This is a genomic window from Clostridium beijerinckii, from assembly GCF_008705175.1.
Lineage (GTDB): Bacteria > Bacillota > Clostridia > Clostridiales > Clostridiaceae > Clostridium > Clostridium beijerinckii.
Window position 1 is genome coordinate 2,588,051 of sequence record NZ_CP043998.1, and the last position, 24,440, is coordinate 2,612,490.

Annotated in this window: 25 protein-coding genes, 1 tRNA gene, 2 pseudogenes and 1 riboswitch; of the genes and pseudogenes, 24 read left to right on the forward strand and 4 right to left on the reverse strand. The window is 29.7% G+C overall.

What is annotated here, in order from left to right; genetic code table 11:
• Positions 1-246: 246 nt before the first annotated feature.
• A complete protein-coding gene (locus tag F3K33_RS11735) occupies positions 247-1,923 on the forward strand; it encodes a ribonuclease J (RefSeq protein ID WP_039773697.1) in 1,677 nt (558 codons plus the stop codon).
• Positions 1,924-2,229: 306 nt separating this feature from the next.
• On the opposite strand, the gene F3K33_RS11740 is transcribed toward F3K33_RS11735, so the two are convergent.
• Complete coding sequence (locus F3K33_RS11740; RefSeq protein ID WP_039773696.1) at positions 2,230-2,508, reverse strand: hypothetical protein; 279 nt, start codon at positions 2,506-2,508, stop codon at positions 2,230-2,232.
• 56 nt (positions 2,509-2,564) lie between these two features.
• Between F3K33_RS11740 and F3K33_RS11745 the strand changes: the two are divergent.
• The 10 genes and pseudogenes from F3K33_RS11745 to F3K33_RS11795 form a co-directional block, all read left to right on the forward strand.
• A pseudogene (locus F3K33_RS11745) lies at positions 2,565-3,110 on the forward strand (N-acetylmuramoyl-L-alanine amidase); the annotation flags it as partial.
• The gene (locus F3K33_RS11750; RefSeq protein WP_023975111.1) at positions 3,083-3,724 is read left to right on the forward strand and encodes a hypothetical protein; all 642 of its coding nucleotides are present in this window, start codon (positions 3,083-3,085) and stop codon (positions 3,722-3,724) included. The pseudogene F3K33_RS11745 and the gene F3K33_RS11750, both read left to right, overlap by 28 nt.
• A gap of 414 nt (positions 3,725-4,138) precedes the next feature.
• Entirely contained in the window at positions 4,139-5,107 is a 969-nt protein-coding gene (locus tag F3K33_RS11755; protein ID WP_039773230.1) for an AAA family ATPase, read from the forward strand.
• Positions 5,107-5,625, forward strand: a complete 519-nt coding sequence (locus tag F3K33_RS26350; RefSeq protein WP_023975109.1) for a hypothetical protein — start codon at positions 5,107-5,109, stop codon at positions 5,623-5,625. The genes F3K33_RS11755 and F3K33_RS26350 overlap by 1 nt, the downstream gene beginning before the upstream one ends.
• A 9-nt stretch (positions 5,626-5,634) precedes the next feature.
• Positions 5,635-5,908, forward strand: a pseudogene (locus tag F3K33_RS11770) (N-6 DNA methylase); the annotation flags it as partial.
• A gap of 203 nt (positions 5,909-6,111) precedes the next feature.
• Entirely contained in the window at positions 6,112-6,471 is a 360-nt protein-coding gene (locus F3K33_RS27145; protein ID WP_039773234.1) for an N-6 DNA methylase, read from the forward strand.
• Positions 6,389-7,663: a hypothetical protein gene (locus F3K33_RS11780; RefSeq protein WP_023975107.1), complete on the forward strand. Its 1,275-nt coding sequence runs from the start codon at positions 6,389-6,391 to the stop codon at positions 7,661-7,663. The genes F3K33_RS27145 and F3K33_RS11780 overlap by 83 nt, the downstream gene beginning before the upstream one ends.
• A gap of 312 nt (positions 7,664-7,975) precedes the next feature.
• Positions 7,976-8,104, forward strand: a complete 129-nt coding sequence (locus tag F3K33_RS26745; protein WP_243141332.1) for a tyrosine-type recombinase/integrase — start codon at positions 7,976-7,978, stop codon at positions 8,102-8,104.
• A 222-nt stretch (positions 8,105-8,326) separates the two neighbouring features.
• A complete protein-coding gene (locus F3K33_RS11790; RefSeq protein ID WP_023975106.1) occupies positions 8,327-8,572 on the forward strand; it encodes a hypothetical protein in 246 nt (81 codons plus the stop codon).
• Entirely contained in the window at positions 8,569-8,961 is a 393-nt protein-coding gene (locus tag F3K33_RS11795) for a retropepsin-like aspartic protease (protein ID WP_307725816.1), read from the forward strand. Before F3K33_RS11790 ends, F3K33_RS11795 begins: the two co-directional genes overlap by 4 nt.
• A 108-nt stretch (positions 8,962-9,069) precedes the next feature.
• Here F3K33_RS11795 and F3K33_RS11800 read toward each other — a convergent pair.
• Together F3K33_RS11800 and F3K33_RS11805 are read right to left on the reverse strand one after the other, a co-directional pair.
• Positions 9,070-9,144, reverse strand: a tRNA-Glu gene (locus F3K33_RS11800).
• Between the two features lie 563 nt (positions 9,145-9,707).
• Entirely contained in the window at positions 9,708-10,076 is a 369-nt protein-coding gene (locus tag F3K33_RS11805; protein WP_039773236.1) for a hypothetical protein, read from the reverse strand.
• Between the two features lie 358 nt (positions 10,077-10,434).
• Between F3K33_RS11805 and F3K33_RS11810 the strand changes: the two genes are divergently transcribed.
• From F3K33_RS11810 to F3K33_RS11865, 12 genes are all read left to right on the forward strand, one after another.
• Complete coding sequence (locus tag F3K33_RS11810) at positions 10,435-10,686, forward strand: phage holin family protein (RefSeq protein WP_012058524.1); 252 nt, start codon at positions 10,435-10,437, stop codon at positions 10,684-10,686.
• 160 nt (positions 10,687-10,846) lie between these two features.
• Positions 10,847-11,097: riboswitch (cobalamin riboswitch) on the forward strand.
• Positions 11,098-11,294: 197 nt separating this feature from the next.
• Complete coding sequence (locus tag F3K33_RS11815; protein ID WP_039773238.1) at positions 11,295-12,119, forward strand: sirohydrochlorin cobaltochelatase; 825 nt, start codon at positions 11,295-11,297, stop codon at positions 12,117-12,119.
• 81 nt (positions 12,120-12,200) lie between these two features.
• Complete coding sequence (locus tag F3K33_RS11820) at positions 12,201-13,583, forward strand: cobyrinic acid a,c-diamide synthase CobB (protein WP_039773240.1); 1,383 nt, start codon at positions 12,201-12,203, stop codon at positions 13,581-13,583.
• A 50-nt stretch (positions 13,584-13,633) separates the two neighbouring features.
• Positions 13,634-14,344: a YfjL-like protein gene (locus F3K33_RS11825; protein ID WP_039773242.1), complete on the forward strand. Its 711-nt coding sequence runs from the start codon at positions 13,634-13,636 to the stop codon at positions 14,342-14,344.
• 75 nt (positions 14,345-14,419) lie between these two features.
• The gene (locus tag F3K33_RS11830; RefSeq protein WP_012058527.1) at positions 14,420-15,043 is read left to right on the forward strand and encodes a precorrin-8X methylmutase; all 624 of its coding nucleotides are present in this window, start codon (positions 14,420-14,422) and stop codon (positions 15,041-15,043) included.
• Positions 15,044-15,100: 57 nt separating this feature from the next.
• A complete protein-coding gene (gene cbiD, locus F3K33_RS11835; protein WP_012058528.1) occupies positions 15,101-16,285 on the forward strand; it encodes a cobalt-precorrin-5B (C(1))-methyltransferase CbiD in 1,185 nt (394 codons plus the stop codon).
• A 111-nt stretch (positions 16,286-16,396) separates the two neighbouring features.
• Positions 16,397-17,011, forward strand: a complete 615-nt coding sequence (gene cbiE / locus F3K33_RS11840; protein ID WP_039773244.1) for a precorrin-6y C5,15-methyltransferase (decarboxylating) subunit CbiE — start codon at positions 16,397-16,399, stop codon at positions 17,009-17,011.
• Positions 17,012-17,077: 66 nt separating this feature from the next.
• A complete protein-coding gene (gene cbiT, locus F3K33_RS11845) occupies positions 17,078-17,650 on the forward strand; it encodes a precorrin-6Y C5,15-methyltransferase (decarboxylating) subunit CbiT (protein WP_012058530.1) in 573 nt (190 codons plus the stop codon).
• A 147-nt stretch (positions 17,651-17,797) separates the two neighbouring features.
• A complete protein-coding gene (locus F3K33_RS11850; RefSeq protein WP_039773246.1) occupies positions 17,798-18,463 on the forward strand; it encodes a cobalt-factor II C(20)-methyltransferase in 666 nt (221 codons plus the stop codon).
• 50 nt (positions 18,464-18,513) lie between these two features.
• Positions 18,514-19,284, forward strand: a complete 771-nt coding sequence (cobM, locus tag F3K33_RS11855; protein ID WP_017209331.1) for a precorrin-4 C(11)-methyltransferase — start codon at positions 18,514-18,516, stop codon at positions 19,282-19,284.
• A complete protein-coding gene (gene cbiG, locus F3K33_RS11860; RefSeq protein ID WP_039773248.1) occupies positions 19,271-20,404 on the forward strand; it encodes a cobalt-precorrin 5A hydrolase in 1,134 nt (377 codons plus the stop codon). Before cobM ends, cbiG begins: the two co-directional genes overlap by 14 nt.
• A 95-nt stretch (positions 20,405-20,499) precedes the next feature.
• Complete coding sequence (locus F3K33_RS11865; protein WP_012058534.1) at positions 20,500-21,132, forward strand: hypothetical protein; 633 nt, start codon at positions 20,500-20,502, stop codon at positions 21,130-21,132.
• Between the two features lie 175 nt (positions 21,133-21,307).
• On the opposite strand, the gene F3K33_RS11870 is transcribed toward F3K33_RS11865, so the two are convergent.
• The gene (locus F3K33_RS11870) at positions 21,308-22,027 is read right to left on the reverse strand and encodes a UTRA domain-containing protein (protein WP_012058535.1); all 720 of its coding nucleotides are present in this window, start codon (positions 22,025-22,027) and stop codon (positions 21,308-21,310) included.
• Between the two features lie 988 nt (positions 22,028-23,015).
• On the opposite strand from F3K33_RS11870, the gene treP reads away from it, so the two are divergent.
• On the forward strand, positions 23,016-24,431 hold the full coding sequence (treP, locus tag F3K33_RS11875) for a PTS system trehalose-specific EIIBC component (RefSeq protein ID WP_023976630.1): 1,416 nt from the start codon (positions 23,016-23,018) through the stop codon (positions 24,429-24,431).
• Positions 24,432-24,440: the final 9 nt, after the last annotated feature.

Below are 24,440 nucleotides of genomic sequence, written 5' to 3' on the forward strand. Positions count from 1 at the left end.
TGTATTGCTCTTCGGAATTATGAAAAATTTATAGCACAAAAAATTTAATGATAATTAAGTTCTATTTTTGTACTCAAAAGTTCATTGTATCTTTGCATATACAAGCTTCATCTTGAAGGAATATTGTGCCACTTAAGTGGACAGATTCTTCTAAGATACAAGTAAGTGGAGTTGTATTTCTATTAGAAGAACTTCAATTGAATCTTAGAATATATTTATGCACTTAGTTACAAGTTAGGAGATAAAATGATAAATAAAAGCAAAATAAAAAGCAAAGTAAAGATTATACCTCTAGGAGGGCTATGGGAAATAGGAAAAAATTTAACTGTCTTTGAATATGAAGATGAGATAGTAATTATAGATTGTGGAATGTCGTTTCCGGATGAAGAACTTCTTGGAATCGACCTTGTACTTCCTGATATAACGTATTTACAAAGAAATAAGGATAAGATAAAGGGATTTTTTATAACTCATGGACATGAAGATCATATAGGTGGATTACCTTATGTTTTGAAACAAATTAATGTTCCTATTTATGCTACAAAGTTAACTTTAGGATTAATTGAAAGTAAATTAGAAGAGCATAATATTCTTAGTGATTGTACATTAAATATGGTTAAACCAGGTGATATAATAGAAACAGGCAATTTCAATATTGAATTTATTAGAACAAATCATAGTATAGCAGATAGTGTGTCAATTGCTTTGCATACACCTATAGGAATAATTGTTCATACTGGTGATTTTAAAATTGACTTTACTCCAATTGATGGAGAAATTATAGATTTGCAAAGATATGCACAGCTCGGAAAAAAAGGAGTACTGCTTTTAATGGCTGATAGTACTAATGCTACTCGTTCAGGTTATACAATGTCGGAAAAGACTGTAGGTGAAACTTTAAATAATCTATTTATTAAGGCAGATGGAAGAGTAATAGTAGCTACTTTCGCATCAAGTATTCATAGAGTGCAGCAGATTGCTAATGCTTCTATAAAAAATGGTAGGAAGATTGCATTTAGTGGAAGAAGCATGGAAAGAATATCTGAAGTTGCTATGTCACTAGGATATTTATTTATACCAGAAGAAATGATAATAGATTTAAATGACGTTAAAAAATATCCAGATAATAAAGTTACAATAATCACGACTGGAAGCCAAGGTGAGCCAATGGCAGCACTTACAAGAATAGCAGCAGGCAATCATAGGAGTATTCAACTAGAAAAGGGAGATACAGTTATCATATCATCAACACCGATACCAGGTAATAAAAAGGCTGTATCGAGTGTTGTGGATGATTTAACAGAAAAAGGTGCTAAGGTAATATACGAAGCAATAGAGGATATACATGTTTCAGGCCATGCTTGTGAGCAAGAGCTTAGATTAATTCAGGCACTATTAAAACCTAAATTTTTTGTACCTGTACATGGTGAATATAGGCATTTATTAAGTCATTCTAAGATTGCAGAAAATATGGGTATGGATAAATCGAATATTTTTATATTAGAAATAGGGGATGTATTAGAATTAGCTAGAAATAAAGCTGAAATAACTAACAAGGTACCAGCAGGTAGAGTTCTTATAGATGGCTTAGGTGTAGGTGATATAGGAAATATTGTACTTCGAGATAGAAAGAATTTAGCAAAGGATGGTATTATAACAGTAGTTATTGTTATAAATAAAGAAAGTAAAACCGTAATATCTGGTCCAGATATAATTACAAGAGGCTTTGTATATGTTAGAGATTCAGAAGAGCTAATGAGAGAGATTAGGAGAATAGTTTCTAAGAGTGTAGAAAGATGCCTGGATAATGATGTAACTGGGTGGTCAGAAATTAAGAGTGCCATAAGAAGAGAAGTAAATACTTATGTATATACAAAAATGAAAAGAAAACCTATGGTCTTGCCGGTAATTACTGAAATATAAAGCGTTGAATCAAAATACAGATTTTTTCCACTCATAAGTCCTTTTTCCATTGAGTAAAATACTATATTATATTGCATAAATATAGAAAACTAAAGACTGCTAACACTTTATCAGCAGTCTGAAGCCTTAAAGGACTTGGACAATTAAAATATATTTATAATGGAATAGATCAAGTTGCTGATAGTTATGTAGAGAAAACTACAGAGCTTGTTAACAATTTTAGTTTTGAATAGGTAAATGAAATATTTGTATTATATAAAGATAACAGCTCCAAGGATTAACCTTAGAGCTGTTACTCTTTTACCCTTAATACAATGAAATATTATTAAGGATTTTCATTAATATGTTTTTATTTCTTTGAATAGCAGTAGAGTAACACATATTTTTAAAATAAGCATATTCCTTTACAGTGTAATTTTTATAGAATACAAAATCTATAAGTTCAAGTTCCTCTTCATTTAAATTCTTAAGGGCTAATTTTAAATCATCATAGTCACACATTTCATCATAAACTAATTTTTCTTTTGCCTCTTCATCATTACCCTTGCATCTGGTAACTAAAGTTTCAACATAATCAAAATCCATATAAACCTCCAACTTCAATATAAGAGTTATGAATTAAAGTAATCATTTTGCATATTCAAGCTAATGAAATAGCAAAGACACAAGATATAAAACTTTATGTTGAAATTCATATTAATGCAGGAGGAGGCAGTGGGCCTGAAGTATTAGTATTTGGGAAGTCAGAAGTAGCTAATCAATATGCTTCTAAAGTAAGCAATGAATTATCAAGCACTCTGAATTTACCTAATAGAGGAGTAAAAACAAGAAATCTTATTGTTCTTAATAAAACTGTTATGCCCGCTATTCTAGTTGAGTGTTTATTTGCTGATAGTGATGATGCAGATAAATATGATCCAGAAGTTATTGCAAGAGCTATTGTTAATGGATTAGTTAGCGCTGATAATTCTAGTGATGGTGAGTGGAAGGCAGGATGGAACAAAAATGATGTGGGATGGTGGTATTCCCCAGATCCTATAAATAAATATTATTACACTTTCAAAAATGATTGGAAAGAGATTGATGGAGAATGGTATATATTTGATGATAATGGGTATGCATTGCAAGATGTCTGGTATTTTGATGAAAGTGATAAGGCTTGGTATACTATAATCCGAGAAATATAGATTTTAAAACGCCAATAAAAGAAATTGTTCAGACTAAATTGAAAAATAAAGATGATATATTTTTTCTGCAGGAATTTGTTGATAATATATATGTTAATGTGCAGGAATTGTTTCCTAATGGAGAATATATGATACATGGAAATGACGACTTTAAAAAAGTTAGAAGTAATGTTGTAGCAATTACTTTAAAAAATAGTAATTGGGAAGTTTCGGTTTTTGATCAAGGTAACGATAAAAATTTCCCAAATACAAATAAGATTATATCAATGGAAAATAAGAATATAAAACTTTGTAATAAAAATCTTCAAATTACTAGTTTTCAAAACACCGATAAGGATATCGAAAATAGTATCAAAGAGTGTTGTATGGGTGACGACATCGATATTATTATAGGTGATTTTAATAATTCCATATGGATTGCCGAACTGAAGGATAACAAATCATTCAGAGATTTAGTGACGGATGATATGATTACATTCAAACCAGCACAAACGACAATTGATCGTATTTTTGTAAGGAACAGAACAGAGTTTGATAATAAAATTGTGTTTAACGGAGTTGTTGAAACTTATGCATCGGATCACAATTTACTGTCTTTTTGTCTGAATATTTAATAGAGTATAATAAAATTTTCTGAGTGTTTATATACGGACATATTTCCACAAAAGGCTCAAACAAGAAAAAGGCTATAGATATGTTTCCTTGCTCGTAAAAACCGCAAAGACATTCAGCCTATCCAGTCGGTGCAGCTAGCAGGTGTAAATATATCACTGTAAGGTATGCACCTTTTAGCAGAAATACATATCATTTAGCGATATTAATAATATTAATTTTAATTAATAAGCCGCTAAATTGTATCAAAATTATAGTTATTAGACATGAAATCCACGAAAATCTAAAATTTAGATTTTTGTGGGTTTATTTTGATTAATAGAATAATTATAATAAATATATAAATATTATATATTCTTAAATAAAAATAAAAGGTTATAATAAAGAAAAAAGTAAGTTATTAAGGAGATGGTAGTTTGTATATAAAAAATATTGATGTTAAGAATTTTACTGTATTTGAAAATTTAAATATGAAGTTTTGTAAAGGAATAAATGTTTTTATTGGGGAAAATGGTACTGGCAAAACTCATTTGATGAAAATGATGTATGCTCCTCTTTCGGTAAAATATGATAAATCTATGATGCGATTTTGGGAAGATATATTTACACATAATACAGATGTTGAAACAGTACCACATTATTTTAGAAGAAATAAAAATAAAGAATTTATAATTAATATTGATTTTGACAACGCACAATCTTATTGCAATAATGATGGAAATTTTAGTAGTGCTTATTATGATATCGATTCAGTATTTATACCAGCAAAAGAAATGCTATCACATTCTAAAGGTTTTTTAGCATTAGAACGTGAAAGACATATTCCGTTTGATAGAACTTTAATTGATATTATTTCAAAGTCAGAACTTGGCAAAAGTAAGAGATTAGATGATCTAAATATGAAAATTTTAAATCATATATCAAATATCATAGAAGGAGAAGTGATATATGAAAATGATACATTTTATATTTTAAAGAACAATGGACTAAAAATTGAATTTTCAATGGAAGCAGAAGGGATTAGAAAAATAGGGATATTATGGCAGTTGATACGGAATGGATTAATTAATAATAAAAGCATCTTATTTTGGGATGAACCGGAAGCTAATATTAATCCTAAATTTATACCTGATTTAGTTGAAATATTAATTAAATTACAAACAATAGGAGTTCAGATTTTTGTTACAACTCATGATTATATTTTATCAAAATATTTTGATGTTAAACGTTCAGATAATGATGAAATTATGTATTTTTCATTATATCGGACTGATAATGGTGTTGAATATGAATGTAGTACTAAGCTAGATAATTTAAAGCATAATCAAATCAGAGATACTTTTATTCAATTATATGAAGACGAAATAGAAAGGGCGATGGAGTAATGATTGAAATAAGTGAATCTGGTATGATTTTTGGGGCATATGAGGATGATAGGGTCTTTAGAATTGAAATCTCTAAGTTACATGACAAAATAGGTAATAGAATTAAAGTTGTAGAGTTTATTCTTATGAGAAAGCAAAATGAGCTAGATTTTATAGAAGCAAAATCTAGTTCGCCGAAGCCAATACAAGATAGTGAAGAGAAAGTGGAAAAGTTCAACAAATATATAGAAGAAATTACTGATAAATTTATACATTCTTTTAATTTATATTATTCAGCTATTTTAGGAAAAAATAATCATTACAATGAAATAAGTAGTAAGTTTTTAGATTTAGATAATAGTATTTTAAATTTTAAATTCATTCTAGTTATTAAAAATCACAAGGAAGAATGGTTGGTACCTATTTTAAATGCATTAAAAAGAAACTTAGCATATCACAATACAATTTGGAAAAGTGATGTTATTGTAGTCAATGAAGAAATAGCTAAGAAGTATAATTTGATTAAAGTCAATAGCTAACTTAGTTGAAAATGTGATGAATTATTTAGCGTATATGACCCGACAATGGGATCAGGTTTTTTATTGCTTACTGTAGGTCAAGAATTACCAAAAGGCACTCCAATGAAGTACTTTGGTCAAGAATTGAATATAACGACATATAACTTGGCACGTATGAATTTAATGATGCATAGTGTATCTTATAATAATATGGTATTAAATAATGCTGATACATTAGAGAGTGATTGGTCAGATGCAAAAGGTATTGATAATCCACGTAGCTTTGATGCAGTAGTTGCTATTATATTTAGTTTATTGGAATACTGTATTCATAGTATTAGATATAGAAGCCTATCGACTATTCAATGTATGTAAAGGTAATAGTCAAGATCTTAGTGTTAACCTCTTGATTATTACCTTTGCATACATTATTCTTTTTATAAGGTTCTAGAAAGACTTAAAGATAATGTATTTATAGATTAAGTTAAGGTAAAGGAGTTGTTATTTATGATAAATAATGCGCAACTATATATAAGGACTAATCCACCATATTCTGCAAAATGGGATAATGATGAAACTAAAATTCCAACAGTAATTTTAGTGTTAAAGAAGAATCGTGAAAATAAAGATATATTATTTATTGATGCAATTAATGATCTTGAAAAGAATAAAAATCAAAATAATTTAAGAGATGAAGATATTGATAAAATAATAAAGACATATAAGGAATGTAAAGACGTTGAAAAGTATGCTTATATATATCAAGAGATAGGAGGAAGCCAGTATGGAAGGTTTCATAATAGGTATTATCGTTCTTGTAGTTGTTGCAGGTGCCTTTGTGTATTGGAAGAGAAGCCAACAGACTAAAAAAATTGAAAATGCCATAGTTACAAAACAGAATATAAATCTTATAAATTCAGAACAAGTTAATGAAGAAATGAACCATCTTATGATTCAATTAGAACAGCTGTCTTTAGATTCAATACCAGATGAAACTAAGCTAATGGAGATAACAGATAGCAAGGTTTTAGCACAAGTTACTAATCTGATACCAGAGTTGTTTAAAGCAGGAAATGCAGCAGGTAATGCAGTACAAGGTGCCAAAGCAAATGCTGAAGTGTTATATAGAGCAATCATCCCCGCTGGGGCTAAACTTGCTAATTCAAGAGAAATGGATGGTGCTGTCCGCGGTATCTACCATGGTGCTGAGGGGGTGAAAGGTCACGCTAATCTTCTTGCAGTGAAGAAAAATTCCAATGTCTCTAGGAATGTAGCAGCATCGGCAATGAATTTAGCATCAATGGTTGTCGGGCAATATTATATGAATGAAATCAATGAAGAGCTTGGCGAGATTAGTGCAGGAATTACTAAAATTTCAGAGTTTCAAGATAATGAATACAAAAGTAAGGTATTTGCACTTGTAGCACAAATTCAAAAGGTGGCAATATTCCAAGTAGACATTCTTGATAATGATGAATTAAGACTTAGTGAAATTTATAATCTCAATAGATGGGAACAAGAATGTATTCAGCTCTTGGGTCAAGCCAATCTTACCATTGCAGGATTTGGAAATAAAGAAAACCTTGATTACGAGGAATACGAAAAGCAACTTGCAGAGGCTCAGAACTGGTTTGTTTATCAGAAAACGCTGATGGAAGTAATGATTAAAATTGCTGAATTAAAGCATACATTACATCTTGGCTCAGCTTCTAGAGAACAGTGTGGTGCATTGCTGCCTACATATTCAAAACAAGTACAAGATTCCTTAAACCAGTTAAGCACATGGCATAAAACTCAGACTGAAAAGTTTGAAATAAATGTTGATGAAAAGAGTAGAAAAAGAATGGGATTAGATGGCGTTATCTATTTTATTCCTGGCTTGATAAATGAAGAGAATAAGTTTTGTTCCATTCCTAACAACACAGTAAAAAAAATTATTGCTCAGACAAATGGTTATACAACACGCCAAAACATTGATCCAATAGATTTATTTCAAGAAGATGTGAGAATTATTGCAAAAGAAGGAAGGATATATTATCTTCCGAAGGATGTATTATAATAAAATTGGAATATAGAACTCGGCTATCACAAGCAGTAAAATTCAACAACTATGCTGATAAAGATATTAATGAATTTAATATTATTATCAGCTTTTTTGTGTTAGCAAATAAATTCATAGAATTAATATGAAATAACTAATTTTTAAGAAATGCAGTAAAGTTGGTGTGTTAATGCAGTAAAAACTAACTATAATAAAAATGGTACTAATTATTTTGGAGTAAGTGCTGTTTTAGGAACAGATAGCGAGCGAGTTCTTCTAGGAGAGTTAATACACACTTGGCTATTTGAGACTATTAGGGTTTCTGATAGAATAAAGCCTACTACGTTTGAAAAGTATGAGGGATTATACAGAAATTATGTAAAAGACAGCTCTTTGTATTCAATTAAATTATCAGAATTAAAAGCACTCCAAGTTCAAAGATATTATAACGGTTTATAAGACCTTGGAAAAAGTAGAAATCTTATTGAAAACTTAAATAAACTCTTGAAACAATTTTTTAATTATGCAGTATATGACATAAATATTTATCTAGAATTATGATTTCAATGCAAGTTGATTTTAGTTATAATTAAGATATAAGACAATATTATGGTTTTGCAATTAAAGTTAAAAGTCTAAATTAAGTAAAAGAGCCGATTGAAATTAAGGGAGCTGATTTTAATGAAATGGAAGGAAGTTAGAGAATTATATCCAAATCAATTTGTAAAATTTGAAATTGTAGAATCTCATGAAGATGAAAAAATAAAATATGTTGATGAGGTTGCAGTAATAAAAGCCATAAAAGATGGAAGAGAAGCTATGAAAGAATTTACTAAATGTAAAAATGGTCAATTAGTATATAGTACAGAAAATGAAAGTATAGAGATAGAAAAAGTTAAACATATTGGTGTTAGAAGGAGTATATGATGAAACACAAACTAATATATAAAAATGGATTACTATATACTTCTATAAAGATGATTCATGAAGGAAAATGTGTGAATATAGATGATGTTATTATTGATACAGGAGCATTTCATACTATAATAACAACAGATTTTCTAGATGAACTTGGAGCAAAGTTCTCAAATGATGATAAACTTATTGAGGCATCAGGATATGGTGGAGCATCTAGTTATGCTGTGAGGAAAAGAATTGATTCAATTAGTTGTAATTCCTCTTCGCTGAAAGATTTTAAAATAGATTTTGGTGAAATTGATCCAAATGAAAGAGTTAATGGATTATTAGGTTTAGATTTCTTAAGGGAAGCAAAAATAATTTTAGATTTGGATGAATTAGTTATGTATACTCAATAAATACAGAATATATTAAATAAAACATATTAAAAACTAGGTCGGGAAAAAGTCGGAAAAATAGAAAAAACACCAACAATTTAGTTGCCTAAATGCTGATGTTTTCTAACTTGGTGACCCATAGGAGAATCGAACTCCTGATTTCACCGTGAGAGGGTGGCGTCTTAACCGCTTGACCAATGGGCCTCACAACAAATATTATTTTACACTCATTTATCTATTATGTCAACAACTTTTTTGAATATATCCGTAAAAAAGGAAAGAGTTAGAGAAGAGTGCTTAAAATGTAAAAATGATTTGTTACATTTTATACAAATCATAATTTTCTAAATATTTAAAAAACATACTTGTTTTTCGCTGAAAATCTGTTAAACTATTATATAGTTAGTAATTTAAATAGAGGTGTATATTGTAAAATATACTCATCGCTCCTCTTGTATGATTTTTTGATCATACGGAATTACGACTCCTTTTTAATATTTTGTGGGATATCCATTGAGATTTTATTGTTTATGAACAGTTTAATTTTGATGGGTATTATTTTTTATGATAAATTACTATACTTTATAATAAATTTACATTTAAAGCTTAAGTAAACCAAATGTTCAAATAATACTAGAATGTAGAAGAGCAATTGAAATTTATGTTAACTAATAAGTTTAAAAGCAAAAAGAGGATTGTCAAAATAAAATTTGATAATCCTCTTTTTTAATTTATATTACCTGTTTAAGGTATATTACTTGAAACTATTATTTTGAAATCCACTCTAATACAGCAGGATTTGCGCATGCTGAAGTTTCAGCATCAATCTTTGTTACAAAAATAATATCTCCTCCATTAGCAACAGAGCTTACTTCATCAAATATTTCTTTTGCAGATAATGTATCTGTTTTTACAAAGAATCCTTCAGGCATAAATTGAGCCCATGAACCTAAAGATTTAATTTTTCCTGGTATATTAGTACCACTGTGTACATGTTCATGAGAATGATCTTCTCCGCATCCACAGCCATCACCATGTTCATGAGAATGATCTTCTCCACATCCACAATCATCACCGTGTTCGTGATGATGGCCATGAGTATCGCTTAAAAAATATGTAATCATATATGCTGACATTATTATATCAATCCCTTCTAGCTTTTTTTATTTATATTAGGTTAACAAGTTATATTTAAATTATACAGTAATATTGATGGTTGTAAATTATTTCTTTGAAAATGTTAAATGTGGTGAGTATTTCAGTAAGTGGAATAGTTGACTTTTATTTAAATATAATTATTAGTGGGGTACTTGCAAAAAATAGATATTAATTCTATTTTTATGGCAATTAGAGAAGTGAAAATTTGATGAGAATTTTATTAATGTAGAAACAAAACTTGACATAACGCATATAACATAATAAAGCAGAATATTATATCATATTTAAAATTATTTTAAGTTAGAGAAATTTTTTAGTTAAAGGAGGGACAAGTATATGGATTTTGCACAGTATATAACACAAAATGCTCTGATTTTGATTCCTGCTCTATATATTGTTGGTATGGTAATAAAAAATACAGAAAAAATTAACGATAAATATATTCCGATGATATTATTATTTCTAGGAATATTAGGGGCTGTTGGAATCATGGGCCCTAGCGTAGAATCAGTAATTCAAGGCATACTGGTAACGGGAGCTACAGTCTATACTAATCAACTAATAAAACAAAGCTGTAAGAAAGAATGAGGATTTTAATTTCCCAGTAAAGATTTAATGACTACAATTTTATGGTTACCTTATTATATTAAAATTATTTTGAGGCTTATTGCTGACAAGCAGATACTGTCAACAATAAACCTCATTTTTAGTTGAATAAAATACAATAGTCCTATATAATTTAAAATACAATAAGAAATGATTTTTAGGTTCATATAAGGTTAAGTGTATATGATTAAAAGGGAAAGTGGTTAAAATCCACTACAGCCCCCGCTACTGTGATGGAAGACTAATCTCTAAAGTATATATAAAGTGCTAATTAATTAAAAATTAGCTGCTTTTAAATAGTATACTAAAAAATCCACTGAGAAATTTTCTTGGGAAGGAAGAGAATTAGGATGAGGCCAAAGTCAGGAGACCTGCCTAGGAGTTTATAAAAATGCTATTCTTCGGAGGGAAGAAAACTTGCAAATAGCGGGATGTAGTAGAGTATATTGTACATTCTTAATTTGTTATGTATTTCCTCCTTATCTAACGATAAAGGGGATTTTTATATATTCCAAATTATAAATCTTATGAAATATTTATAAATTTATTAAATTAAGGTCTTTTTTAAGACAATTTTAGGAGGAAAATACATGAGAAAAGCTATTTTAGTAGTTAGTTTCGGAACAAGCCATTTAGAGGCGCTTAAGAGTTCAATTGAAAAAATTGAAAATAAAATCAAAGAGGAATTTAAAGATTATGAAGTTTTTAGAGCTTTTACAGCTCATTTTATAATAAAGAAATTAAAGGCAAAGGATAATTTGGATATATTAACACCAGAAGAAGCACTAGAAGATTTAAAATCTAGAGGATTTGAAGAAGTTATAGTGCAGCCGCTTCATATAATTCCAGGAGAAGAATTTGATTACATCAAAGGCGTTGTGGAGCAAAGGAAAAATGATTTTAAAGATCTTAAGCTTGGAAGACCGATATTTTTTTATCAAGGAATGAATGGATTACCAGAAGATTATTCTTTATTTATTGAAAGTATTAAAGATGTTTTCGAAGGTGAAGAAAGTGTAATATTATTTGGCCACGGTACAGAACATCCATCTAATGCAGTCTATGGAATGCTGCAAACTGTTTTGGTAGATGAAGATTATGAGAATGTTTTTGTGGCAACTGTAGAAGGGTACCCAACAGTTGAAAATGTAGTAAAGAAGTTAAAGAAAAAAGGAATAAATAAGACAAAACTTGTTCCTTTATTACTTGTGGCAGGTGATCACGTAAAGAATGATATGGCATCAGATGAAGATCATTCTTTAAAGACTAGGCTTCAAAAAGAAGGAATTGAAGTGAAGCTACATATGCATGGACTTGGGGAGTTTGATAAATTTGATGGACTTTATATAAATAGAATTTATGACTCAATTGAGAATAAATATATAAACGCTGGAAGGACTAAAAAACTTAGATAATCTAATTTTTACAGTTGCAAAATTATTTGCAGGTATTTAGGCAGAGTTAAAAAGTCTTGTTAGTACAGAAAGGAAAATAATATGAGGTCTATAATTATATCTTCCAATTGCAGCGGAGGAGGAAAAACTACTTTTACTCTTGGGCTTATGAAAGTACTTAAAAGTAGAAATTTTCATGTACAAGGTTATAAGGTAGGACCGGATTATATAGATACAGCATTTCATAAAACAGTGACAGGGATAGCTTCAAGAAATCTTGATACTTTCTTAATGGGTGAAGAAGGTGTGAAAAAAAGTTTTCAAAAAGGTTCTGGAAATATTGGTATAATAGAAGGTGTTATGGGATTATATGACGGAATTGGAGCAAGTGAAAAAGGTTCCACTTATCATGTCTCAAAACTTTTAGGAAATATGCCGATAGTTCTAGTGTTGTCTCCTAAGGGGCAAAGTGCAAGTATATGCGCTGAAATTAGCGGCTTTAAAAATTATAAGGATGCTAATATTGTTGGTGTCGTATTAAATTCTGTAAGTGAAAAATATTATAATTTATTAAAGTATGCAATAGAAAAGAATTGTAATATAAAAGTTTTTGGATATATTCCTAAAACACCAGAAATAGCATTAAGCAGCAGGCATTTAGGACTTGTTCAGAGTATGGAAATTCTTAATCTTGAAGAAAAATTAGATACATGTGCAAAGTTAATAGAAAAATATGTTGATATAGATGGAATTATAAATGCAACTCAAGAGTATAAAATAAGTACAGATGGTGATCTTAATGATTCATTTAAAGAAGATGATAAACAAAAAAGTTTTGAAAGTTTAAAAGAAGAAGCTAAAAATAGAAATTTAAAAATAGGAGTGGCTTTAGATAAGGCGTTCAGTTTCTATTATAAAGATAATTTGGAAGCTTTAGAAAATTTGGGTGAGATAGTTTATTTTAGTCCAATCAATGATAAAGAATTACCACAAAACTTAGATTTTTTATATATAGGTGGAGGATATCCAGAAGTATTTAAAAAGGAATTGGAAAACAATTATTCTATGCGAAAAAGCATTAAAGAAGCCTTAGATGGCGGCTTGAGGTGTTATGCAGAATGCGGTGGACTTATGTATCTTACAGAATCAATAGATGGATCAGAAATGGTTGGTTTTTTTAATGGAGATAGCACAATGACTAATAAGCTTCAGAATTTTGGTTACTGTAATGTTAAGATAGATAACAAGTGTTTTAATAATAGGAGCATAAAAGATAATGAATTTGAAATTAATGCCCATGAGTTTCATAAGTCAAAGGTAGATTTAGATGAGGACAATGTATATGAAGTAGAAAAAACTTTATATAATGGGGAAGCATTAAAGTGGAAATGTGGATACTTTAAAAATAATACATTAGGAGGATATGCCCATATAAACTTTCTTGGAAATGAAGAATTGTTAAAAGCGTTGGTTAACTTTCTATAGAAGATGTAATATAAATAAGAAAATATGGTAGATTTGTTGGGGGGAGCGTAATGAGAAAACGTAGTATACTTCTCAGTATAAGCATTATAATTATTATTGTTTTAGCTTTTGGCGGTTGTATTTATATGAATATAAATGGCCTGCCTTGGAAGATCAAGGAAACAGAAGTGTTTACACAGACGTATTTAAGCAAAAAGTACCCAGATTTAAAATGTAAAATTAATAAAGCTTACTATAATTCAAAATCTGGGAAGTATTTATGTAATGTTAGTACTGAAGAAGATACCCCAGTAACATTTCGAGTGACAATGCTTAATAAAGACAGTGGTGAAGATAATTATCTTGAAAGCAAGGTTAATCTTGAGGCTGAAAATATGGTTACAAGCTTAATTGAAGAAAATGAACCTAGCATAAAGATAAAACAAATTTCAGTATTAGAAGATGCTGGAGCCAATGCAAATAGTAAGAGTTATGATAAGTACACAAGTTTTATACCAGGAGATTCATATCCTCTAAAAATAGATATAAGATGGGAAAGTGATGAAGTTTCTTTAGAAGCTTTTGTAGATAAAGTGTTGAGAATTAGAGAAAGTTTAAAAAATAGAGATATAGAAGTATGCGGCCTTGATGTTATTGATGATACAAATAACTATGGTATTGATTTATCAGGAAGAGAAGTGAATGGGAAAAAAGAAGGCAACTATAATTTTACAAAGGATCAGATTATAGACGATAAAATAGCTTATGAAATGGAAAAGTAAATTATTAATCAATTTATTAAACTTGGAAAGAGGTGAGCTTGGTGAGGTGTTTGTTAAATCCCTCGCTAAAAATATATGGAATATTTAAAAAATCCTATGGGAATTGAAGAAAAAAGTTTTGAGATTATTGGTAACGAAATGGGCGCGCACTCATTTAGTGAAGAAGAACTGCTTATAGTTAAAAGAACTATTCACACTACTGCAGACTTTGAATATAAAGATTTGGTAGAAATAAGTGAAACAGCAATTGAAACTGCAAAAGGTATTTTTAAACAAGGTGCAAAGATCTATACGGATACTAATATGGCCTTAAACGGAATTAATAAAATGGCCTTAGCTAAAACTAATAGTGAAGTTATCTGCTATGTGAATGAAGAAATAGTTCATAAAGAAGCAAAGGAAAAAAATATTACTAGAAGCATGGCTGCAGTGGAAAAAGCTTGTATGGATAATGTAGATATATTCGTTTTTGGTAATGCACCAACAGCACTTTTTAGGCTTAAAGAGTTAATAAAAGAAGGAAAGGCAAAACCAAAGCTTATAATAGCTGCGCCAGTAGGGTTTGTTGGAGCTGCAGAAAGTAAGGAAAATATGGATGAGCTTAATATACCTTACATAAGAATTAAAGGAAGAAAAGGTGGAAGCACTGTTGCAGCAGCAATAGTTAATGCCCTTATGTACATGGTGGTTTCAAGATAATTAAGTTTATTAGATTAAAGATAGTTAAAAAGTTAATGATGTCAGGAGGTGATTTTTATGTTTGAAATGTACGTTGATGTAGATGGAAAAAGGTTAAGATGTGGATATACGACAGGTTCTTGTAGTGCTGGAGCAGCAAAAGCAGCAACAATTATCTTATTTAATAAAGAGAAAAATCTTAATGAAATAGAGATTGCAACTCCTAAAGGAATTGATGTAACAATGCCTATAGAATTAATAGAAAAATTTGATGATTATGTTGAGTGTACTATTTTAAAAGATGGTGGAGATGATCCTGATAACACTCATGGAATAGAAATAAAGGCCATGGTTAAAAAGATCAAACCAATAGATAATAAAATATTTCAAGATGAAGACTTGCAAAAGTTTGATAGTGTTTTAGTTGAAGATAGCAGAGCAGAAAAAGAAGATGAGTTAGAAAGAGTAGTGCTTAAAGGCGGAACAGGAGTTGGAATTGTCACTAGGGAAGGGCTTTTTATTCCTAAAGGACAAGCGGCTATTAACCCTGTTCCTAGAAAGATGATAAAAGAAGAAGTATTAAAAGTGTTACCGCCTGGAGAAAGAGTTGAAGTTATAATTTCAGTGCCTCAAGGAGAAAAAGTAGCAAAAAAGACTTTTAATCCTAGACTTGGGATTGTAGGCGGGATTTCTATTCTTGGGACAACAGGAATTGTATATCCTATGTCAGAAGATGCACTTAAAGCTTCCATAAAGATAGAAATTACCCAAAAAGCAATAAATAATGAAAGATTAGTTTTAACTTTCGGAAATTTAGGCGATAATTATTGTAAGGAACTTGGGTTTAAAGAGGAAGAAGTGGTAACATGTTCAAACTTTATAGGATTTGCATTAGAGACTTGTGTTTCATGTAAAGTTAAGTCTATTATAATAGTTGGACATATAGGAAAGATGAGTAAAATAGCTTATGGATGCTTTAATACCCATAGTAAGGTCAATGGAGTGAGGCTTGAAGTTATTGCATTAGAACTTGCACTTCTTGGATATGATATGTCACTTGTAAAAAGAGTGCTTGAGGAAAAGACATGTGAAGGTGCAGTTAAAATGCTTGGAGATGGATATGACAAACTCTATGAGAACATTGGAAATAAAATAGTTCAAAAAATCAAAGAGCATGTTTATGGAGAGCTAGAAGTTGACGCTGTAATGTATTATGGCGCATCAAATCCGATTTTATTATGGAAGTCCATTAAGGATAATTAATAATAAAGTTCAATATAAATTTTATGATAATTCATTAGATTATGGATTGTGTAAAATATTTTAGGGATTAATATTAAAAAGTTAATTAAGCTTTCATAGGGGGACACAAAAATGATTTATATTGTAGGGCTTGGTCCTGGACACAGGGATTATATTATGCCTAAGGCCTTGGAAATATTAAAAAAATCTAATATAATAATAGGCTTTAAAAGAGCATTGGATTCCTTAGAGTTTATAGATAATAAAAAAATATATATAAATAAGCTAATTGATATTAACGAATATATATGTGATGAGAAAAATATAAGTATGATTATTTCGATTGTTGCATCTGGTGATCCAACTTTTTATGGGATAACAAATTATATAAAAAGTAAAGCAACATTAGAATTTCAAGTGATACCAGGCATAAGTTCTTTTCAATATCTGACATGTAAATTAAATATGTCATGGAATAATGCGTACCTAGGAAGTTTACATGGAAGGAAAGAAGACTTTTTGACTGTGATTAATAATCACGACTTAAGCATTTGGCTTACAGATAAAGAGAATAATCCTGCTATGTTATGTGAAATTTTGCATAAAGAAAAAGTTAGATGTAAAGTTGCAATAGGAGAAAATCTATCCTATGAAGATGAGATTATAACTAATGGGGCTCCAGAGGAATTTATGAATAAAAAATATGATTCACTGAGTGTGTTTATAGTAGATAGAACAAGTCGATAGAACTTATAATGATTTTTGTGTGACGTTGACGTTTGATTAATACCTGAAATAGAGGAGGAAATTTTCATGGTTTTTATAAAAGATGAAGAGTTTATTAGAGGAAACTGCCCAATGACAAAGGAAGATATAAGAATACTTTCAATTGCGAAAATGAACTTAACAGATAATTCTTTAGTACTAGATGTTGGCAGTGGTACAGGGAGTATTACAGTTCAGGCTGCTAAAATTGCAAAAAACGGTAAGGTGCTTGCAATAGAAAAAAATTATGAAGCATATGAAATTACAGAAACTAATGTGGAAAAGTTTGAATGTGATAATGTAAAGATTTTAAATAAAGAAGCAAGTAGAGTACTGGATACTTTGATTTTTCAAGGTTTAAAATTTGATTCCATATTCATTGGAGGAAGCAGCGGGCATTTAGAGGAAATATTACTTAAGGTAAATGCAATCGTAGTAAAAAAAGGCACGATAGTTATGAATTTTATAACCTTAGACAATGCATACAGAGCAATTGAGGTAATGAAGAAACTAGATTATAAAATTGAAATTTCATTAGTTAATATAAGTAAAAACCGTGAAGATACTTTAATGATGATAGCTAATAATCCAATATATATAATTCAATGTATAAGGAATTAAGTATAATTTAATAAAGATTTTTAAGATAAAATAATACATAGTTGTTATAAATAAAAGTGTATAAATAAAGATAATATGATATCGGTAACTAGAATTAAAATAATAATATATACATATGTAGTTACTTAGGAAGAGAGGAATTATAAAATGGCAACATTATACGGAATAGGTGTAGGACCTGGAGATACTGAACTTTTAACTGTAAAGGCAGTAAGAACAATAGAAAGGTGTCAAGTTGTAGTCGCACCATCTGCTACTGAAGGTGGGGAAAGCATTGCGCTTGAAACAGCTAGAGAATATATAAAACCAGGTACCGAAGTTATTGTAAAGCATTTTCCAATGGGGAAGAAAGATAGAGTAATAAAAGCATTGGAGGCTTATGAATTTATAGAAGCAAGGCTTAAAGAAGGAAAGGATGTTGCATTTTTAACTATTGGAGATCCGTATATTTACAGTACATATAGTCATATGTTAAAGCATGTTAGAGATTGTGGATTTGATGTTCAAACAATTCCTGGAATAACATCTTTTTGCGCGGCTGGGAGCTTAGTTAATAGGACTTTAGTTGTAGGTGATGAGAAGCTAGTGGTTATGCCAGCTACTAAAGTGAAAGAAATAGCAGATGAAAAGTTTGTTGTAATAATGAAAGTATACAAGCATGAAGAAGAAGTTATAAATACATTAGAAGAAAAAGGCTTTGATTATGTTTATGCAAGTCGAGTTGGTAGAGAGGGCGAGACTGTTTTAACTGAAAGAGAAGAAATACTAAAACTTAGAGATTATATGTCTTTAATAATAGCAAACAGGGAATAAATATAATAAAATATTAGTTAATTTAATATTAAAAAAGGAGTGTTTTAAGCATGATTTATTTTATAGGGGCAGGTCCTGGAGCAGCTGATTTAATAACAGTTAGAGGTCGTGATTTATTAGAAAGAGCAGATGTAGTAATATATGCTGGTTCTTTAGTTTCGAAAGAACATTTAGAATATTGCAGACCAGACGTTCAAATCTATAATTCTGCTAATATGACGTTAGAAGATGTAATGGAAATAATGACAATGGAAGAACAAATGGGAAAATTAGTTGTAAGGTTACATACAGGTGATCCATCGATTTATGGAGCTATAAGAGAGCAAATGGTTGAACTTGACAGGGTTAGTATACCTTATGAAGTCGTTCCAGGTGTAAGTTCATTTACAGGTGCGGCTGCAGCTATAAATAGAGAATTTACTTTACCAGGAGTATCACAAACTGTCATTTTAACTAGGATTGAGGGAAGAACTCCTGTTCCAGCAAATGAGGATCTTGAAACATTGGCATCTATTGGAGCATCAATGGCTATATTTTTATCTATTTCAATGATAGACAAAGTTGTTGAGAAACTTAGAAAAGGGTATAAAAAGAATGTTGCAATAGCTGTAGTTGAAAGAGCTACATGGCCTGATCAAAGAGTAATTATGGGAACGCTTGATGATATAGCAGAAAAAGTTAAGGAAAATAACATTACTAAATGTGCACAAATATTAGTTGGAGATTTTATTGATAGCGATTTTGAAAAAAGCTTGTTATATGATAAGAGCTTTTCGCATATGTTCAGAGACGCTGAGGATACAAGTAATGAATCTAAATAATGAAGAACTATCTAAAAAGTCCCAAAGTGAGGCAATAAATTCACTTAGTAAAAATATAAGTATAATTTGTCCATCGCCTAAGGGAAAAGAGATAGCATTGAAGCTTAAAGAAAGCTTTAATGGAAGATTATATATAAAAGAAAATAATCCATCACAAGATCAGATTAATAATTGGAAGTTAGAAATAAACACTTTTGCATATGGTGAAGATTTCAGTTTAAAGACTATTACGAAAGAAGCTATGAATAATTCAGAAGGTATCATATTTATATCTTCAACAGGAATTGCAGTAAGAGCAATAGCTCCATTTCTTGAAGGCAAGGATAAGGATCCAGGAATTGTAGTGGTTGATCTATCATGTAAATATGCAATAAATATTTTAAGTGGACATTTAGGTGGAGGCAATGAGCTTACTTATAAGGTATCAGAAATATTAAATTCTATGCCTATTATAACCACTGCAAGCGATAATTTAGGCTTGATTGCCCCAGATATTCTAGCCAAAGAAAACAATTTGATTATTGAAGATTTAAAAAAGGCTAAATATATGGCGTCTCTTCTAATTGATGAAAAAATAATTGGAATTAAAGATGACTATAATATAATTAAAATCAGTAATGGATACGAAAAGATACAGAACTTAAGAAAGGATTGTATTTGGATAACTCATTGTTTAAAAAGTAGTAACAATGAAGATGTTGAAAAAACTGATTATTCTAGGATACTTAGACTTATAAAAAAAGATATAGTTTTAGGTATTGGTTGTAGGAAAGGCACAACTTATGAAAAATTATATGACTTTGTAAATGCGAATTTAATAAAATATAATTTGGATATAAGAGCAGTGTCAAGAATTGTTTCTGTAGATATTAAAGCTAATGAAGAAGGTATTATAAAATTAGCGGAAAGAATTAATTGTCCATTCAAAACTTTTAGCAAAGATGAAATAAAAACCGTTCAAGATAAATATGATAAAAGTGAATTTGTATTTAAAACACTTGGAATAACTGGGGTCTGTGAGCCTTCTGTTGATCTTGCAGGCGCAGAGGTTATTATAAGCAAAATAAAGCATGAAGGTATGACATTAGCTATAGGGGTACTTAAAAACACATTGGAATAAGTTCTAAAATAAATCCTTGATGTTCATGCGTTGGGAAAGTATGCTATAATATAGCTGATGAAGCATTTATTTTAAAAAGTAGGGGAGAAGAGAATATGACGATTTTGGACATGCTAAATAAAATGAATGGGAATAATACATTAATGGCTAAGTCATTAGAAATTATTAAAGACAATTATACAAGTTTAGTAAATGACAATTATGAATTGACTCTTGATGAAAATAGAGAATTAAGCGTAAAGATTCCTAGTCTTGAAAGAAGAAATGAATATGTATATAAAAGTGTGGCTGAGTACCCTTATCCATTAATTATGTGCATGAGAATCTTAGAAAGTAGTAATGTTGAAAGATATAACTATATGTTGTCTAAATTCATGGATTTATATAGAGATAAGTTGGATTTGTTATTTAAGGATGTACATATCGTTGATACATTAAAAGCGAAAATAGTAAAAACTAAAGATAGAATAGATTACGTAACATATTATTCAATAGCTACAGGAGCTATTGGTGCAGTATTATTAATTATATTCAATTTTACTAATAATGTAAAAAATGCCATTACAATAGGAATTATAGTTTTTTTTATTCTTGCATTATTCATGCAGATTACAAAAGAAAGCCAAGTAAAAAAGATAGTTGATGCATATATAAGCTTAATAAAAACAGAATGGTATCAAAAAGAATTAAATAAGCAATATACATACCTTTGCAATTTTATAGAATAATATAAATTCATTTTCATTAACTAAATATTCTATACTAAAAAAACTTACTAAAAATTTATTTAGTAAGTTTTTTTGTATTTAGGAAAATATAATGTAATTAAATCAGCGGATAACTTTTATAGTATTTTACTAGAGTTAAATACTATAAAAGAATAAAAAATGTCATTTACTATGATTAAATATTTTTTCTTAAAGATGATGATTCAACAAATACAAATTTATCTGGTCTATGACGAGATTCTGTATACTCAAAAAGTTTACCTGAATCAGTATAAGCATATGTTTTTACGACAGCAACACAATCATATGTACCTAAATCTAAAAATCTTTTATCTAATTCTGTTGCATGTTCAACAACAATAATCTTTTTTGAAGCAAGAATTTTTGTATTTAAATCTTTTTCAATATATTCATACACGGAATTTTGAGCAATTTCTATAGTCAAATCTTTTGCTACATCAGCACTAAAATAATTTACATCAAGGATAATTGGTTCATTATCATAGAATCTTATTCTATGAAGGTGATATACTTCAGTATCTAATTTTAAAGCAGTTATTCTTGATAAGGATTCATCTATAGTTATTTTTGAGAAATGAACAACACTAGTAGTGAATTTCTTTTTTGTATGTAATTCTTGCAAGCCGAGTAGATTTCCAATAGGAAGTTCTATTGATTCTCTGCTTTCTAGTATGATTACGCCCTTACCTTTAACGCTTTTAACATATCCATCTTTACTCAATTCACTAATTGCTCTTCTAACAGTATTTCTACTACATTCAAATTTATCAACTAGCTCCATTTCGGTGGGAAGCATCATAGAATTATCGTACTTACCACTATCTATATTGCTTTTTAATATGTGATATATATCTTTGAATTTTACATTAGGCAAAGTTAACACTCCCTTAAGTTATCTTGGGGTATATATGCTGCAATTGGATTTCTACATCTTATACTTAATTGAGCGTTTATCAAACTAGAATTTTAAATGCAGATTTATCATTGGAGCACATATAAAATATTTATACCATAGGTAACTCAACCATAATCTATACTTATGCGTATACCTCGCCGAAATGAAACATTCCATATTATGACCCTTGTGGTTACAAAAGTTTATTACTCATTTCTGGTTGTGAGGTATTCCATAGTCTAATTATAATTTATGATTGTGTTATCTATAGGTTTTAATGAATATATTATACTTTATTTTTTTTAATAAGTTAACTAAATAATTAAAATAATAAGGTGATAAATTACTTGGTGCAATTTATTAATGTATGATAATGTAAGTTACTCCAACACCTAAAAAATTTGCACTATATAGACAAACAACTTGAAAATGAGCTGTTAAAGGTTCTTAGCTGTAGGTTGTTCCATTTTAGCTTGTCAAACTGAAAGTTGGAGCATGCTAAGGTGGATACAACCTGCTGCTTAGAACCTCCAGCGATATTTTCATAGCTTTTCGTAATCAAAATATTTATGATTTCTAGTAAAGATATGAATTTGAACCTTTAGTAGATTTGTAAATTTAAATTTGATTTGATGAGTCAGTAAAAGGGTGGAAAATCTAAAATTTGAATAAGTTATTTGAACAAATTTAAAATATGTTTAAACATATTTTAAATTTGTTTTATGCCATAAGATGGCTTGGATACTGAATATTAAACATTTTCAAGAAATTTGTTTAAACAAATATTAAAAATATTATTGACTATATGTTTAAAATAGATTATTATGATATTGTAAACATTTAAATGTTAGGTTTAATATAAAATTTATTAAGTAATTGTTCAATTGGACTAATACAAAACAAAATTGTATTAATATTCATGAACTTATTCTTTAAAGTAATAAAAATCAAATTGGAGGTTTTAATGATGGGGAAATTTCAAAATGATGCAAAAGAACTATTAAAGCTAGTTGGTGGAAAAGAAAACATCTCAGCAGTTACACATTGTGTTACTAGAATGAGATTTGTATTAAACGATCCAAGTAAAGCTGGCGTAAGTGAAATTGAAAAATTAAAAAGCGTTAAAGGGACATTTACACAAGCAGGACAGTTCCAAGTTATAATTGGGAATGAAGTATCAACATTTTATAATGACTTTATAGCAGTTTCAGGAATAGATGGAGTAAGCAAAGATGCAGTAAAAGATGTTGCTAAAAACAATATGACTTTTATACAAAAGCTTATGGCAAATATAGCAGAAATATTTTCACCACTTATTCCAGCAATCATCGTTGGAGGTTTGATTTTAGGATTTAGAAATGTTATTGGAGATATGAAATTATTAGAAGGCGGAACAAAATCTTTAGTTGAAGTATCTCAGTTCTGGGCTGGGACAAACAGTTTCTTATGGTTAATTGGAGAAGCTATATTCCACTTCCTACCAGTAGGTATTACATGGTCAATTACAAAGAAAATGGGGACAACCCAAATTCTTGGTATAGTTTTAGGTATTACATTAGTTTCACCACAACTTTTAAATGCATATGCAGTGGCAAGTACACCAGCTGATAAAATACCTTTCTGGGATTTTGGATTTGCACATGTAAACATGATTGGATATCAAGCACAAGTTATACCAGCTATACTTGCAGGTTTTGCATTAGTATTTCTTGAAAGAGGCGCAAGAAAGATAAGTCCAGCATCAATATCAATGATAGTTGTACCATTCTTTGCTTTAGTACCAGCTGTTTTGATAGCTCATATTGTTATAGGACCTATAGGTTGGGCAATTGGTGCAGCGATTTCAAAAGTAGTATATGGTGGATTAACATCTTCATTTGGAATGATTTTTGCAGCAATCTTTGGATTCCTTTATGCACCACTTGTTATTACAGGACTTCACCACATGACAAATGCAATAGATCTTCAATTAATGGCACAATTTGGAGGAACATCACTTTGGCCAATGATAGCATTATCTAATATTGCACAAGGTTCAGCAGTTTTAGCTATGATATATTTACAAAGAAAGAATCAAGAAGCTCAAGAAGTTAATGTACCAGCTTGCATTTCAGCTTATCTTGGTGTAACTGAACCAGCAATGTTTGGTGTTAACTTAAAACATGGATTCCCATTCTTCTGTGGAATGGCAGGATCAGCAATAGCAGCTATAATTTCAGTTGGAAGTGGCGTAATGGCAAACTCAATCGGTGTTGGAGGACTTCCAGGTATATTATCAATAAAACCAGCGTTCATGATGATATTTGCATTAGCAATGCTTGTAGCAGTAGTAGTACCATTTGTTCTTACAGTAATTGTAGGGAAAAAGAAAGCAATAAGCTAGGATAGGAAG